Raw genomic sequence first — 13514 nt, forward strand, 5'->3', positions numbered from 1 at the left:
CATGCCGATAGACGAAGCCAGCCAGCGCCTTGCCGATGTGCGCGCCCGAATCGCACGTGCCGCGAAGATCGCCGGCCGCAAGCCCGACAGCATCACGCTGATCGCCATCTCCAAGACGCATGACGCCGAGGACATCCGGCCGCTGATCGACGCCGGCCAGCGCGTGTTCGGCGAGAATCGCGTGCAGGAGGCCGAGGGCAAGTGGCCGAAGTTGCGCGAGACGACTCCTGACGTGGCGCTCCACCTGGTCGGCCAGCTTCAGTCGAACAAGGCCGAGGACGCGGTGACGCTGTTCGACGCCATCCATTCGGTCGACCGGCCCTCGCTGGTCGCCGCGCTGGCCAGGGCGATGGACAAGGCCGGCAAGCGTCCCGCCTGCTTCCTCCAGGTCAATATCGGCGACGAGGACCAGAAGGGCGGCTGCCCGGTGCTCGAACTGCCGGCGTTGCTCAAGGAAGCGCGCGCCGCCGAGCTGCCGGTGCAGGGGCTGATGTGCGTGCCGCCGCTCGATCTGGAGCCGGCGCCCTATTTCGCGCTGCTCGCCAAGATCGCGCGCGACCATGGCCTGGAGGGGCTCAGCATGGGCATGTCGGGCGATTTCGAGACCGCGGTGACGATCGGCGCGACCCATGTCCGTGTCGGCACCGCCCTGTTCGGAGCGCGCGCATGAAGTACGATGCCATCCTCTTCGATTTCGACGGCGTGCTGCTCGAAAGCGAATATGCCGGCAACAAGCAGATCGCCGCGTACCTCACCAGCATCGGCCACCCGACCTCGCCCGAGGACTCGATGGCCAATTTCATGGGCCTGTCCGGCGCCGACTTCTTGGGGGCGATCGAGAACTGGATCGGCCGCGCGATCCCCGACGACTTCCACACCAGCCGCGCCGAGGAAGATGCCCGGGTGCTGGAGGAGGGGCTTCCGGCGGTGGCCGGCGCGATCCGCTTCGTCGAGGGGCTGCCCGCCGGATTGCCGCGCGCGATCGCCTCGTCGAGCTCGACCGAATGGATCGACCGGCATCTGCGCCATCTCGGCATCCGCGCGGCGTTCGGCGAGCATATCTATAGCGGCCGCGAGCATGTCAGCCGCGGCAAGCCGGCGCCCGACCTCTATCTCCACGCCGCCGCGGCGATCGGGGTGCCGATCGAGCGCTGTGTGATCCTCGAGGATTCGCCGGTCGGCGTCACCGGCGCGGTCGCCTCGGGTGCCGACGTAATCGGCCTGTGCGCGGGCTCGCACTGCGCCCCCGACCATGCCGAGCGGCTGCGTGCGCTCGGCGTGACGCTGATCGCGACCGACTTTGACGAAGTCGCGCGGCTGGTGGCCTGAAACGCGCCGAAGGCGCAGAGGACGCAGAGGTTTCTAAAGCGCTGCGCCCCTAGAAGCCTCGCGCTTCCCGGGCGAGCAGGTATTCCCGCAGCGCCATGGCGTCACTCAGCGCATTGTGGGGGCGTTTGCTCAGGGCCGCGCTGTCGAAGCCGAAGGCGTCGCACAGCTCGAAGCGGATGCGGTCGATCGGATGGCGGTGCCCCGGCGCGGCGATCAGCAGAGTCGCGGCATGGGCGATGTCCTCGGGCCAGTCGGCGACCAGCAGCGGATCGGGATCATTGCCCAGATAGGCGGCGAAGGCCCGTCCCATCGCCTCGCGGCTGATCGGCACGGTATCGAGCGCCGGCAGGATATGCTCGGCGACCCAGGACGTGGGATCGGGGCATGGCAGCGCGGCGTAGAAGGGCGCGCCGCCGTCCTCGGGCGCCAGCGCCAGCGAAATCAGCGGGCCGCCGAAGCCGTTGAACTCGGTGTCGAGGAAATACCTCAGAGCTGGTGCCCCGTGCGGTCGCGCTTGGTGGCGAGATAGCGCTCGTTGTGCGGATTGGGCGGCAGGAAGTGCGGCACGCGCTCGGCGACGGTCACGCCGGCGGTTTCCAGCGCGGCGACCTTCTCCGGATTGTTGGTGAGCAGCCGGATGCGGCGCTGGCCGAGCAGCGACAGCATCTTCGCCGCGGTGGCGAAGTTGCGCGCGTCGATCGCGAAGCCCAGCCGCGTGTTGGCGTCGACCGTGTCGAAGCCCTGGTCCTGCAGCGCATAGGCGCGCAGCTTGTTGATCAGCCCGATGCCGCGGCCTTCCTGGCGGAGGTAGAGCAGGATCCCCCAGCCGCTCGCCCGGATCTCGCGGATCGCCGCCTGGAGCTGCGGTCCGCAATCGCATTTGAGCGAACCGAGCACGTCGCCGGTCAGGCATTCGCTGTGCAGGCGGACGAGCGGCGGCTGGCCGTTGGGCTCGCCGATCAGCAGCGCGACATGCTCGCCCGGCATCTCGTCGGTGCGGAAGGCGACGATCTCGCTGTCCTCGGCATCGAGCACGGGCAGGCGCGCGCGGGCGACGATGCGCAGCCGGTCGGCATCCTCATGCGCGTCGATATCTTCGGGGGTGATCGCCTCCTCGCCGGCTGCCTTGCGGACGAAGAAGGCGGGCAGCAGCCCTGCCACCCGGGCGAGGCGCAGCGCGGCGGCGGCCAGCTCGGGCGCGACCAGCGGAATCGCGCGGAAGGGTCCCTTGAGCGGGGTGGCGAGGTCGAACTGCGGGTCGGCCAGCGCAGTCGCGGTGTCGAAATCGAGCCAGGGCGCGCGCTCGACCAGCACCAGCGCGTCGGGCGTCGCGGCGTCGCGCTGGTTGGCGAGCTTCAGCGTCGCGGCGCGGCCGGCGGAGAGGAGCAGGTCGGCCTGGCCGGCTTCGTCGAATGCAGCGAGGCGGCGCGCATCGGCGGTCTCCACTGCGAGCAGGGCGAGGTCGCCGATCGCGATCGGCCAGCCCCGGCGCAGCGCATCGACGGCGCGGGCGGCGGCGTGCGCGCTCAAAAGTCGAACTCGGTGATGATCGGCACGTGGTCGGAAGGCTTGAGCCAGGAGCGGCAGGGCTCGCAGACCTTGTGGCTCGTCGCCTTCTCGGCAACGTCGCGGCTGGCCCACATGTGATCGAGCCGGCGCCCGCGGTCCGAGGCGGCCCAGTCCTTCGCGCGGTAGCTCCACCAGCTGTAATAGCGGGCCGGGGCGGGGACGAAGTGGCGGCCGAGATCGACCCAGTCGTTCGCCGCCTGGAGCCGGCCGAGCGTCTCGACCTCGATAGGGGTGTGGCTGACCACGTCGAGGAGCTGCTTGTGGCTCCACACGTCGCTTTCCAGCGGCGCGACGTTGAAGTCGCCGGTGAGGATCGAGGGGACGCTCAGGTCCTTCGACCAGGCGATCATCCGCTCGAGGAAGTCGAGCTTCTGGCCGAACTTCGGATTCAGCTCGCGGTTGGGGATGTCGCCGCCGGCGGGGACATAGACATTCTCGAGCCGCACGCCGCCCGGCAGCCGCACGCCAACATGGCGCGCCTCGCCATTGGCCTGCCAGTCGAACCGGTCGTCCTCGACCACCGGCACCCGGGCGATGATCGCCACGCCGTGATGCATGCGCTGGCCGTGCTTGATGATGTGGTCATAGCCGAGCGCGCGGAAGGCGCCTTCGGGGAAGTCCCCGTCGATCACCTTGGTTTCCTGGAGGCAGAGCACGTCCGGTGCCTCCTCGCGCAGGAAGTGCTCGACGATCTCGATGCGGAAGCGGACGGAGTTGATGTTCCAGGAGGCGATCTTCATCGCCGGGGATTTAGGGATAGTTTCGTCCCGGCACCAGACCGCTCGCCCGGCCGGGCTCACAGCATCGACAATATGGGTGGCCGGGTGGGGGTGCGGGCTGGCGCCGAAGGCCCAGCGCAGCGTCAACAGATACGGAAAGGCCCTCGTCCCGGGGGCAATGGAACGAGGGCCGACCTAGCGTTCGTCACGCAGGCGGGAAGTGAGAATCCCGGGTAACAGGGGGAAAATCCCGGGTACGCCCCACATCCGCAAGACTGGTTCTAGGGCAGCCTACCTGTCGCCAGCATGAACGATGTTCAGCTTCAGCGCGGGCCCTGTTTCCGCGGGTCGTTCCAGCGGAACGCTCCGTCGCTGATATTGGCGTTGAACTGCTGGTTCGACAGCCGGATCGTGGTGCGGTTGTTCTGCGAATCCAGCGCCACCCAGCCCTGGAGCATCAGCCCGGCCGGGGCCGAGGCACTCTTCTGGAAGATCAGGGTGATCCGGCCATATTCGGGATGGTCGTTGTCGTGCACCTCGACCGAGACGACATTGTCGCTGCCGGTCGGCACCACCTTGGCGAACTTGGCGATGTCCTTCTTCGGGTTGAGCAGCACGGCGAGCGGCGAGTTGCCGATCGGCCAGCGTTCGACCTGGCGGACCTGGTAGTCGATGAAATAGAGGCTGCGCCCGTCGGCGACGATCAGCTGGGGCACGCCCTTCTGATACTGGAAGCGGATCTTGCCGGGGCGCTTGAGCGTCATCGTGCCGGTGAGCGTGCGGCCGTTGCGGTCGGTCTGCGCGAAGCCGGCGGTCATCGCGCTCACCGACTGGAGATGCTGCTGCACCTGGGCGAGCTCGTTGGCCGGCGCGGGGGCCGCGGCCGAGACCAGGGCCGGCGCGGCGAGCGCGAGGCTGAAGGCGAGGGGCCGTGCAAACACGTGTCGTTTCTCCAAATTGCGGGGAAATGCCCTGGAAGACGGGGCTTGAATGTCCCCTGAACCCCCAGCGCCCGCGTTTCGATCCGTTACGATCGGCTCGTTACAGCTGCCGCCCGTCGGTATCCATCAGCACTTCGCGGCGGCCGACATGGTCGGGGCGCGAGACCAGCTCGTCCTTCTCCATTCGCTCGACCAGCCGCGCCGCGCTGTTGTAGCCCACCCGCAGCTGGCGCTGCAGCCACGAGGTCGAGGCCTTCTGGCTCTCGGCCACCAGCTGGATCGCGCGGCGATAGAGCTGGTCCTCGGGCGAATCGTCGCCCTCGGGCGCGCCGTCGAGGCTGAACCCGCCATCTTCCGGCTCCTCGGTGACCGCCGAGATATAGTCGGGCGTGCCTTGCGCGCGCCAGTGATCGGCCACCGCCTGCACTTCGTCGTCGCTGACGAAGGGACCGTGGACGCGGACCAGCTGCTTGCCGCCGGGCATGTAGAGCATGTCGCCCTTGCCGAGCAGCTGCTCGGCGCCCTGCTCGCCCAGGATGGTGCGCGAATCGATCTTGCTGGCGACGTAGAAGGAAAGGCGGGTCGGCAGGTTCGCCTTGATCACGCCGGTGATGACGTCGACCGAGGGGCGCTGCGTCGCCATGATCAGGTGGATGCCCGCGGCGCGCGCCTTCTGCGCCAGGCGCTGGATCAGGAACTCGACTTCCTTGCCCGCGGTCATCATCAGGTCGGCGAGCTCGTCGACGATCACCACGATCTGCGGCAGCGGCTGCAGGTCGAGCGCTTCCTCCTCGTAGATCGGCTTGCCGCTGTCGGGGTCATAGCCCACCTGCACCTTGCGCCCGATCTTCTGGCCCTTCGCCTTGGCCTGGCGCACCTTGTCGTTGAACGAGGCGAGGCTGCGGACATTGGCATAGGCCATCATCCGGTAGCGATCCTCCATCTGCTCGACCGCCCATTTGAGCGCGCGCACCGCCTTGGCGGGTTCGGTCACCACATCGGCGAGGAGGTGGGGGATGTCCTTGTACATGCTCAGCTCGAGCATCTTCGGATCGATCATGATCATCCGGCACTGCTCGGGCGTCAGCCGGTAGAGCAGCGACAGGATCATGCAGTTGAGACCCACCGACTTGCCCGAGCCGGTGGTGCCGGCGACGAGCAGGTGCGGCATCGGCGCCAGGTCGGCGATCACCGCATCGCCGGCGATGTTCTTGCCGAGCACCAGCGGCAGAGTGGCACCCTGATCCTCGAAGGTCTGGCTGGCGACCAGCTCGTGCAGGTTGACCGGCTCGCGGATCGCATTGGGCAGCTCGATGCCGATCACGCTGCGCCCCGGGATCGTCGCGATGCGTGCCGAGGTGGCGGACATGTTGCGCGCCACGTCGTCGGCCAGCTGGATCACCCGGCTCGCCTTGATGCCGGCGGCGGGCTCCAGCTCGTACATGGTGACGACCGGGCCCGGCCGGACCTCGACGATCTGGCCCTTGACGTTGAAGTCGTCGAGCACGCTCTCGAGCAGCCGGGCGTTGCGTTCCAGCGCCGCCTTGTCGATCCCGGCATTCTTGTTGACCGGCGGCGGCTTGAGCAGGTCGATCGAGGGCAGCTGGTAGCTGTCCTTGAAGTCGAGGCTGGTCTGGGTCGGCGGCTTGGTGCGCACCGGGGCGGGCGCGACGTTGCGCTCGGCGATCACCGGGCCGGGGCGATTGTCGGGCACCACCGTCTTGCGCGGCTCGCGGCCCTCGCGGATCCGGGGCTCCTCCATGTCGCGCTCCCGCTCGCGTTCGCGCGGCTCGCGTGCCTCGGGGCCGCCGAGCAGCGCGGTCTTGCCCGGACCCTTGAGGTTCGGGATGCTCGGCAGGCTCACCCGCTCGGGCAGCGAGAAGTCGAGGCTGCGCCACCAGATGAACAGGCCGATCAGGCCGCAGACGACGCCAAGGCCGCGCCCGGCCCACAGGCTGATCGCGGGATCGCCGGCCAGGCCGATCAGCCACTTGAACAGCGCGGCGATCGACAGCCCGGCCACGCCGCCCCAGCCGCCGGGCAGCGAGAGCACCGCGTCGGAGGAGAAGAAGGAAAGCGCGGTGGCGAGGAAGACCACCCCGATGCCGACGCCGCGGAACATCGTCCCCCAATTGCCGACGGGCCGGTCCTTGAGCAGGCGATAGGCGACGATCAGCCCGACCGGCAGGAACAGCCACACCGCGGGGCCGAGCAGCGCATAGAATAGGTCGGAGACCCAGGCGCCGGGATCGCCCATCCAGTTGCGCGCCGGGCCGGCGGCGGCGGTGTTGAGCGAGGGATCGGTCGCGCGATAGCTGCCCAGCGCGACGCCGAGCGCCAGCATGCCCAGGAACAGGGCCGCTCCGCCGATCACCGCGCCGCTGCGGCGCGCGCCGGCCTTCATCGTTTCGCGCCAAAGCGGCGCTTGTGCCCGGGACGCCATGCCCAGCCTCCAGATTTTCAGGGGTGCGGGGGAGTTAATCGCGCGACCGGACTCCGCCGTCAAGCGTTCCCGCCACGTTCCGCCGCATCCAATCGCTCCGTCATCCCCTCATTTCCTGCGTCATCCCCGCGAAGGCGGGGATCCAGAGTCGCAAGCGGGACGGCAGAGAAACCCTGGATCCCTGCCTTCGCGGGGATGACGGGAAGGAGTGGGGATGACGAGAGGAAAGCGAGGCGCTACGGCACCACCATGGATCGCGCAGATGTCCTCATCCTTGGCGGCGGGCTGGTCGGCTCGGCGCTGGCCACCGCGCTCGACGCGCATGGCATTTCCTCGATCGTGGTCGATCCGGCGGACCCGGAGCAGATCCTCGCCGCCCGACATGACGGTCGCGCCTCGGCGATCGCCAGCGCGCCGATGCGGATGTTCGAGGCGATCGGCGTGGCGCCGCGGCTGGCCGGCAAGGGCTGCCCGATCCAGGGCATTCGCGTCTCGGACGGCCTCGAACCCGGCAAGCTCGATTTCGCCCCCGGGGAGGGCGAGGGCGCGCTCGGCCATATGTTCGAGAATCGCATCCTGCGCACCGCACTCTACGAGGCGGCGGTCGCGGCGCCGCTCGCCGATGTCCGCATGCAGACCCGCGCGCTCCACGTGGAACGGGGCGAGTTCGGCGTCACCGCGCAGCTCAGCGACGGCACCAGCGTCATCGCCCAGCTGCTGATCGGCGCCGAGGGCCGCAATTCCCCCACTCGCGAATCCGCCGGACTCAACACCGCGCGCTGGAGCTACGACCATGCCGCGATGGTCGCCACGCTCGGCCATGAGCGCAGCCATGAGAATATCGCCTTCGAGATCTTCTATCCCGAAGGCCCCTTCGCGATCCTGCCGCTGCTCGACGACGAGAATGGCCATCGCTCGGCGGTGGTGTGGACGGTCAATGCCCGCGACGCCGCCGGCATGATGAAGATCTCCGAACGCGCCTATCTCGCCGAGGCCGAGAAGCGGATGGGTGGGTTCCTGGGCAAGCTCGGGCCGCTCACCGCGCGCTTCAGCCACCCCTTGGGCTTCCACCACGCCGCCTGGATCACCAGCGACCGGCTGGCGCTGGTCGGCGACGCCGCGCACGGCATCCATCCGATCGCGGGGCAGGGCGTCAATGTCGGCTTCCGCGACGTCGCGACTTTGGTCGAGGTGCTGGTCGACGGCAAAAGGCTCGGCCTCGACATGGGCGATCCCCAGCTGCTCGCCCGCTACCAGCGCTGGCGCGGGCTCGATACCTTCATGGTCGCCGCCGCCACCGATGGGCTGACCCGGCTGTTCGGCATCCCCGGCAAAACCGCCAGCGCGGTTCGCCGCTTCGGCCTCTCCGCCGTAGACCGGCTGCCGCCGCTCAAGCACTGGTTCATGGCCGAGGCGCGGGGCGAAAGCGGCGACGTGCCCAAGCTGCTCCAGGGGCTCACCGCCTGACACCCACCCTGTTCCCCGGCGAAGGCCGGGGCCCAGTTGCACTGTCGTTCGTGAGTCGCCGGCGCCAACGATAGTGCGCCGATACCGGGCCCCGGCCTTCGCCGGGGAACTGTCAGAGCCGAACAACGATATCGCTTGAGGAGACCCGAATGCTGGTGCTGCCGTTCGCGTTGCTGCTGTTCCAGGACGGTCCCGCGCCGATCACCGCCGAGCTGGTCGAGATCGTCCCCGGCCCCAAGCGCCATTTCCATGCCGGCGAGGAGCGGGAAGGGTGCCCGGCACCGACCGCGGCCTGCCGCCGCAAGGGCTATGTCGTCGCCGGCGACCGGCTGGTCGCCTGGGAAGCCAAAGGCACGCTCACCCACGTCACTTATCTCGCTCCCGGCGCCGACCGGCCGAGCGAAGGCTGGATCGAGACCGCCGCGCTGCGCCGGGTACCGCTTGCGTCGCCGCGCGCCACCGACTGGATCGGCGGCTGGACCGGATGGGACTCGGAGATCGAGATCACCCGCGGCGCCAAGCCCGGCACCTTCCATCTCGGCGGCAACGCCACCTGGGGTGGGCATGATCCCGAGCGCGTGAAGATCGGCGCGATCAACTTCGGCATGTTTGGCGCGGACGTCCCGGCGCCGAGAGGCGACAGCCTCGCATTTGCCGATTCGGATGATCCCGATTGCCGGATCGCGCTCCGGCTGCTCGGCCCCTATCTGCTCGCCCGCGACAATGATCGTTGCGGCGGCCTCAATGTCAGCTTCACCGGAGTCTATCGGCGCTAGCGCACCGTTTCGCCCTGCTCGGCCACGATCCCTGCCTCCACGCCGGTCTCGCGCGTCATGATGAAGCTGCCCGACCAGGTACCGGGAATATCCCAGCGGCCATGGATCTCGGTGCCCTCCGCGTTGACCGCACCGTCATAGAGCACCGTGTCGAACCCCTCGTCGCCGCTGTCGTAGAATTTGGTGAAGCGCACCGCGGCGCCCTCACGGCTGCCGTCCACCGTCGCGGTGAGATGCACCTCGTCCAGCCAGTCGTCGACTTCCTCGATCGTACCCGAGAGCAGGCCGCCGCTCTCGAGCAGCACCGCATCGAACGGCACCGAGGGGCTGCCGTCGGGAGAGTTGTAGATGCCGATCCAGCGGCCGCTGAGCGGCGTTTCCGCTGCGCTCATTGCAGCGTGCCGCTCTCGTCGCCGTCGTGGCGGCCATAGAATTGCATCAGCTGGACGATCAGCTCGGATCGTGCGCTCAGCGTGTCCGCCTCGAGCAGCGCCTGTTTCGAGGCGGTGTCGAACGGGGCGATCTGGGCGATGCCGTTGACCAGCGATTCGTCGTCGAGCCGCGAGACCGCTTCCCAGTCGACCGCATAGCCCAGCCCGTCGGCGAAGCGCCGCGATTCGATCTCGAGCGCGGCGCGTTCTGCCAGGGCGAGGATCTCGCTCTCGCCCACCGTCTCCAGCTCGGCCTCGACCTGGCGGAACGGCGTCGTGACGTCGAGCTCGCGCAGCACCGCGAACCGGGCCAGCCCCTCGAGCACGATGTCGAATCGCCCGTCGTCCAGCGCCTCCACCTCGGCGATCCGGCCGACACAGCCGATGTCGAACAGGGCAGGAGGGCTGGCGGTGTCGCGTGGCTGGATCATCCCGATCCGCCGGTCGCGGGCGAGCGCGTCCGACACCATCGCCCGGTAGCGCGGCTCGAAGATGTGCAGCGGCAGGTGCATCCGGGGAAAGAGCAGCGCGCCGCCGAGCGGGAATACCGAAAGGCGCGCGATCTTCCCCGAGGCGATCATCCGAACAGGATCGCCGACAGCTTGCGGCGCTGCGCCGAGACCCAGGGATCCTCGAGCCCCACTGCCTCGAACAGCTTGAGCAGCCGCTGGCGCGCGGCGCCGTCGTTCCATTCGCGATCGTCCTGCACCATGGCGAGCAGCGTCGTGGCGGCACCGTCGCGGTCGCCCGAGGCCATCTGGCCGCCGGCGAGCTCGTAGCGCGCTTCCATGTCGCCGGTCGCGGCCTGGGCGGCGAGGCCGGACAGGTCCTCCACGGGGGTCGCTTCCTTCGCCAGCGCGATCGCGGCGCGGGCCTGCTCGATCTCTGCGCCCTTGGCGTCCTCGGGCAGCGCTGCGAGCACTGCCTCGGCCTCCTCGGCGCGGCCCAGCGCCAGCAGCGCGCGGGCGCGGCCGGCGGCGATCTGCGTGTGTTCGGGCGCCAGCTCGGCGATCTGCTCGAAGATCGAGAGCGCGCGCTCGGCATCGCCCTCGGCCAGCACCTGCTCGCCCATCGCGATCAGCGGCTCGAGCTCGGCTTCGGCCTGGGCGTCGGCGCTGTCCACCGGGATCTGGCGCAGGATCTGGTCGAGCATCGTGCGCAGCTGCGATTCGGTGCGTGCCGACGAGAGGTCGGCGACCAGCTGGCCCTGGAACATCGCATAGACGGTCGGGATCGAGCGGACCTGGAACTGGCTGGCGATGAACTGATTCGCATCGACATCGACCTTGGCGAGCGTCACGCCCTTGCCGGCATAGTCGGCCGCGACCTTTTCGAGCACGGGCGCCAGCGCCTTGCACGGGCCGCACCATTCCGCCCAGAAATCGATGATGACCAGGCTGGTCATCGAGGGCTCGACGACGTCGCGGCGGAAGGCGTCGACGGCTTCCTTCTCCGCGGGGGTGAGTCCAAGCGTGGCCAAGGCGGGTGCTCCTGAAAATGCACTGTTACGGTTGTGCGCTTATGTGGGCTTTCCGGGCGAAAGCGCCAAGCCTCTAAAAAAACTGCACGCATGGGGTTGCCGGCCCCAAAAGCCGGTGCTAGTGGCCGCGCCTCACCCAGCCCGGTGGCGCTTCGCTGCCCCGGACTAGAACGCCAGAGCGGGCGTAGCTCAGGGGTAGAGCACGACCTTGCCAAGGTCGGGGTCGAGGGTTCGAATCCCTTCGCCCGCTCCAGCGTTTCCTGCCGGATTACCGGCACTTATCCAGGAAACTTGAGAGAACGCTCTGGCGAGCGGTGACGCATGCCTGCGCTATGCCATGGGATGGCTTGCGCAATCCCGGGTCCCGGTGACAAAGTGTTTCCGATGATCGCACGGCTCGCTCTGGCGCTTGGCGCCGCCCTTCTCGTCTCCGCCGCCCCGCTTCCCGACGGGATCGAGGGCGTCTGGCGCAACCCGCACAACAGCGTCCACATCCGCTACGAATCCTGCGGCAAGGGCGCGATCTGCGGCACCGTCGTCTGGGCGAGCGACAAGGCCATCGCAGATGCGAAGCGCGGCGGCACCGACAGCCTGATCGGCACGCAGATCTTCCGCGACCTCTACAAGGCCGGGCCGAATCGCTGGAAGGGCCGGGTGTTCGTTCCCGATATCAAGAAGACGTTCTCGGGCACGGTGACGATCGAAGGCGACAGGATGATCGGCCGCGGCTGCCTGTTGCTCGGCGTCGGCTGCAAGTCGCAGACCTGGTCGCGAATCACCGAGTGATTCGGAACGCTGGGTTTCCATAAGCGCCTCTTGTTACGGGGGCGCACGCTTTCCACTTCAGCGGGCATACAGGTTCCAACCGCAAGAAGCTCCGCCATGTTCGGTAAAATCCTTCGGGCGACTCTGCCCGCGTTCGTGCTCTTCTCGCTCGCGTCTCCCGCTTCGGCCGGTTCGCCGCCCGATGCGCCGATCGCCAGCGAATGGCGTAATCCCAGCAACAGCGTCCATGTCCGCATCGATAATTGCGGCGGCGCGGTGTGCGGCACGGTCACCTGGGCCAGCGACAAGGCGATTGCCGATGCCAGGCGCGGCGGCACGAATCAGCTGATCGGCACCCGGCTGTTCCGCGACCTCAAGCCCGCGGGCCCGGGCAAGTGGAGCGGCAAGGTGTTCGTCCCCGACATCCGCCAGACCTTCTCGGGCACGATCCAGTTCCAGGACGGCGACAAGATGGTCGGCAAGGGCTGCGTGCTGTTCGGCATCATCTGCAAGGCGCAGACCTGGTCGCGGGTGCGCTGAGGGTTTTTGAAAGCAGCCTTCGGGCTGGCAGGTCCGACCGGAACGTTTAGGGTATTTGCATGAGCAATACACCCATTCGAGTCGGCATCGGCGGCTGGACCTTCGAGCCCTGGCGCGGGACCTTCTATCCCGAGAAGCTCTCCCAGAAGAAGGAGCTCGAATATGCGTCGCGCCAGCTGAGCGCGATCGAGATCAACGGCACCTATTATTCGAGCTTCAAGCCCGCCACCTTCGAAGGCTGGGCGAAGACGGTGCCCGACGGCTTCGTCTTCGCAGTGAAGGGCTCGCGCTTCTGCACCAATCGCAAGGTGCTGGCCGAGGCCGGCGAATCGGTCGCGAAGTTCATCGGCCAGGGGATCGTCGAGCTGGGCGACCGGCTCGGGCCGCTGATGTGGCAGTTCATGGCCACCAAGAAGTTCGATGCCGCGGATTTCGGCGCGTTCCTCGAACTGCTTCCCCGCGCGCATCAAGGGGTGCAGCTCCGCCACGCCGTCCAGGTGCGGCACGAGAGCTTCGCGGTGCCCGAGTTCGTCGATCTGTGCCGCAAGGCCGGGGTGGCGATCGTCTATGCCGATTCGCCGCAATATCCGGCGATCGCCGACATCACCGGCGACTTCGTCTATGCCCGGCTCGAGGCCGGCGCGGACGAGAATGTCTTCTGCTATCCCGAGGGCGACCTGCCGCGCTGGACCGATGCGGCGCGGACCTGGGCCGCGGGCGGGCGTCCCGCCGGGCTGCCCTATGTCGAGGACCGCGACCCGCCGGCCACGGGACGCGAAACCTTCATCTTCTTCATCCATGGCGGCAAGGTTCGCGCGCCGGCCGCGGCGCAGGAGCTGATCCGCCGGCTCGACGAGTCGAATCCGGGCTGAGGCCGGCCGCCGGTCCGGCCTTTTCGGCGCCGGAATCCGTCGCATTTCCGCCATGTTCCGCGGCCGGATGCGCGGACTCGAAATGCCGCGGACACACCCCGGTAAAGATGCGTGCCTTTCGGGATACAGGCCGAAGGCAAAGCGCAACCCCCTACCATCGCCCGCTTTACGCGCGAATCTCC

15 protein-coding genes and 1 tRNA gene are annotated in these 13514 nt (G+C 68.4%); 8 read left to right on the top strand and 8 right to left on the bottom strand.

Annotated features, from left to right (window positions below; translation table 11 throughout):
- Nucleotide 1 precedes the first annotated feature (1 nt).
- Nucleotides 2–670: a YggS family pyridoxal phosphate-dependent enzyme gene (locus ACEN8G_RS20060; RefSeq protein WP_413413816.1), complete on the top strand. Its 669-nt coding sequence runs from the start codon at nt 2–4 to the stop codon at nt 668–670.
- Nucleotides 667–1329 (top strand): HAD family hydrolase, encoded by a 663-nt coding sequence (locus ACEN8G_RS20065; protein WP_413413817.1) that lies wholly within the window; start codon nt 667–669, stop codon nt 1327–1329. The genes ACEN8G_RS20060 and ACEN8G_RS20065 overlap by 4 nt, the downstream gene beginning before the upstream one ends.
- A gap of 49 nt (nt 1330–1378) precedes the next feature.
- On the opposite strand, the gene ACEN8G_RS20070 is transcribed toward ACEN8G_RS20065, so the two are convergent.
- The 5 genes from ACEN8G_RS20070 to ACEN8G_RS20090 form a co-directional block, all read right to left on the bottom strand.
- Nucleotides 1379–1660, bottom strand: a complete 282-nt coding sequence (locus tag ACEN8G_RS20070) for a hypothetical protein (RefSeq protein ID WP_413413818.1) — start codon at nt 1658–1660, stop codon at nt 1379–1381.
- A 155-nt stretch (nt 1661–1815) separates the two neighbouring features.
- Complete coding sequence (ribA, locus tag ACEN8G_RS20075; RefSeq protein WP_413740675.1) at nt 1816–2859, bottom strand: GTP cyclohydrolase II; 1044 nt, start codon at nt 2857–2859, stop codon at nt 1816–1818.
- Complete coding sequence (locus ACEN8G_RS20080) at nt 2856–3638, bottom strand: exodeoxyribonuclease III (protein ID WP_413413820.1); 783 nt, start codon at nt 3636–3638, stop codon at nt 2856–2858. The genes ribA and ACEN8G_RS20080 overlap by 4 nt, the downstream gene beginning before the upstream one ends.
- Nucleotides 3639–3940: 302 nt before the next feature.
- Complete coding sequence (locus ACEN8G_RS20085) at nt 3941–4558, bottom strand: LolA family protein (protein ID WP_413413821.1); 618 nt, start codon at nt 4556–4558, stop codon at nt 3941–3943.
- 100 nt (nt 4559–4658) lie between these two features.
- Nucleotides 4659–7001, bottom strand: a complete 2343-nt coding sequence (locus ACEN8G_RS20090) for a DNA translocase FtsK (RefSeq protein ID WP_413413822.1) — start codon at nt 6999–7001, stop codon at nt 4659–4661.
- A gap of 249 nt (nt 7002–7250) precedes the next feature.
- Between ACEN8G_RS20090 and ACEN8G_RS20095 the strand changes: the two genes are divergently transcribed.
- Entirely contained in the window at nt 7251–8468 is a 1218-nt protein-coding gene (locus ACEN8G_RS20095) for a UbiH/UbiF/VisC/COQ6 family ubiquinone biosynthesis hydroxylase (RefSeq protein ID WP_413413823.1), read from the top strand.
- Nucleotides 8469–8617: 149 nt separating this feature from the next.
- Nucleotides 8618–9244, top strand: a complete 627-nt coding sequence (locus ACEN8G_RS20100) for a hypothetical protein (protein WP_413413824.1) — start codon at nt 8618–8620, stop codon at nt 9242–9244.
- Here ACEN8G_RS20100 and ACEN8G_RS20105 read toward each other — a convergent pair.
- Genes ACEN8G_RS20105 through ACEN8G_RS20115 form a run of 3 tightly spaced genes read right to left on the bottom strand, consistent with a single transcriptional unit; the run spans nt 9241 to nt 11155 of the window.
- Complete coding sequence (locus ACEN8G_RS20105) at nt 9241–9636, bottom strand: hypothetical protein (protein ID WP_413413825.1); 396 nt, start codon at nt 9634–9636, stop codon at nt 9241–9243. The two genes, ACEN8G_RS20100 and ACEN8G_RS20105, sit on opposite strands and share 4 nt — an antisense overlap.
- Complete coding sequence (locus ACEN8G_RS20110; RefSeq protein ID WP_413413827.1) at nt 9633–10256, bottom strand: LON peptidase substrate-binding domain-containing protein; 624 nt, start codon at nt 10254–10256, stop codon at nt 9633–9635. Before ACEN8G_RS20110 ends, ACEN8G_RS20105 begins: the two co-directional genes overlap by 4 nt.
- Nucleotides 10253–11155: a tetratricopeptide repeat protein gene (locus ACEN8G_RS20115; protein WP_413413828.1), complete on the bottom strand. Its 903-nt coding sequence runs from the start codon at nt 11153–11155 to the stop codon at nt 10253–10255. The genes ACEN8G_RS20110 and ACEN8G_RS20115 overlap by 4 nt, the downstream gene beginning before the upstream one ends.
- Nucleotides 11156–11333: 178 nt before the next feature.
- On the opposite strand from ACEN8G_RS20115, the gene ACEN8G_RS20120 reads away from it, so the two are divergent.
- The 4 genes from ACEN8G_RS20120 to ACEN8G_RS20135 all read left to right on the top strand — a co-directional run bounded on the left by ACEN8G_RS20120 (nt 11334) and on the right by ACEN8G_RS20135 (nt 13332).
- A tRNA-Gly gene (locus ACEN8G_RS20120) sits at nt 11334–11408 on the top strand.
- 131 nt (nt 11409–11539) lie between these two features.
- Nucleotides 11540–11941 carry a DUF2147 domain-containing protein gene (locus tag ACEN8G_RS20125; RefSeq protein ID WP_307116845.1) on the top strand — a complete coding sequence of 134 codons (402 nt, stop codon included), beginning with the start codon at nt 11540–11542 and terminating at the stop codon, nt 11939–11941.
- 96 nt (nt 11942–12037) lie between these two features.
- Nucleotides 12038–12460, top strand: a complete 423-nt coding sequence (locus tag ACEN8G_RS20130) for a DUF2147 domain-containing protein (protein WP_413413829.1) — start codon at nt 12038–12040, stop codon at nt 12458–12460.
- Between the two features lie 59 nt (nt 12461–12519).
- Complete coding sequence (locus ACEN8G_RS20135; protein ID WP_413413830.1) at nt 12520–13332, top strand: DUF72 domain-containing protein; 813 nt, start codon at nt 12520–12522, stop codon at nt 13330–13332.
- Nucleotides 13333–13514 lie beyond the last annotated feature (182 nt).

The sequence above is a fragment of the Sphingomonas sp. Sphisp66 genome (genome assembly GCF_047324325.1).
Lineage (GTDB): Bacteria > Pseudomonadota > Alphaproteobacteria > Sphingomonadales > Sphingomonadaceae > Sphingomonas.

Bases quoted from the DNA above. Each gene is read 5' to 3' on its own strand.
- ACEN8G_RS20135 (WP_413413830.1), top strand. From the start codon at position 12,520: ATGAGCAATACACCCATTCGAGTCGGCATCGGCGGCTGGACCTTCGAG.
- ACEN8G_RS20125 (WP_307116845.1), top strand. From the start codon at position 11,540: ATGATCGCACGGCTCGCTCTGGCGCTTGGCGCCGCCCTTCTCGTCTCC.
- ACEN8G_RS20100 (WP_413413824.1), top strand. From the start codon at position 8,618: ATGCTGGTGCTGCCGTTCGCGTTGCTGCTGTTCCAGGACGGTCCCGCG.
- ACEN8G_RS20095 (WP_413413823.1), top strand. From the start codon at position 7,251: ATGGATCGCGCAGATGTCCTCATCCTTGGCGGCGGGCTGGTCGGCTCG.
- ACEN8G_RS20090 (WP_413413822.1), bottom strand. From the start codon at position 7,001: ATGGCGTCCCGGGCACAAGCGCCGCTTTGGCGCGAAACGATGAAGGCC.
- ACEN8G_RS20060 (WP_413413816.1), top strand. From the start codon at position 2: ATGCCGATAGACGAAGCCAGCCAGCGCCTTGCCGATGTGCGCGCCCGA.
- ACEN8G_RS20065 (WP_413413817.1), top strand. From the start codon at position 667: ATGAAGTACGATGCCATCCTCTTCGATTTCGACGGCGTGCTGCTCGAA.
- ACEN8G_RS20110 (WP_413413827.1), bottom strand. From the start codon at position 10,256: ATGATCGCCTCGGGGAAGATCGCGCGCCTTTCGGTATTCCCGCTCGGC.
- ACEN8G_RS20130 (WP_413413829.1), top strand. From the start codon at position 12,038: ATGTTCGGTAAAATCCTTCGGGCGACTCTGCCCGCGTTCGTGCTCTTC.
- ACEN8G_RS20105 (WP_413413825.1), bottom strand. From the start codon at position 9,636: ATGAGCGCAGCGGAAACGCCGCTCAGCGGCCGCTGGATCGGCATCTAC.
- ACEN8G_RS20080 (WP_413413820.1), bottom strand. From the start codon at position 3,638: ATGAAGATCGCCTCCTGGAACATCAACTCCGTCCGCTTCCGCATCGAG.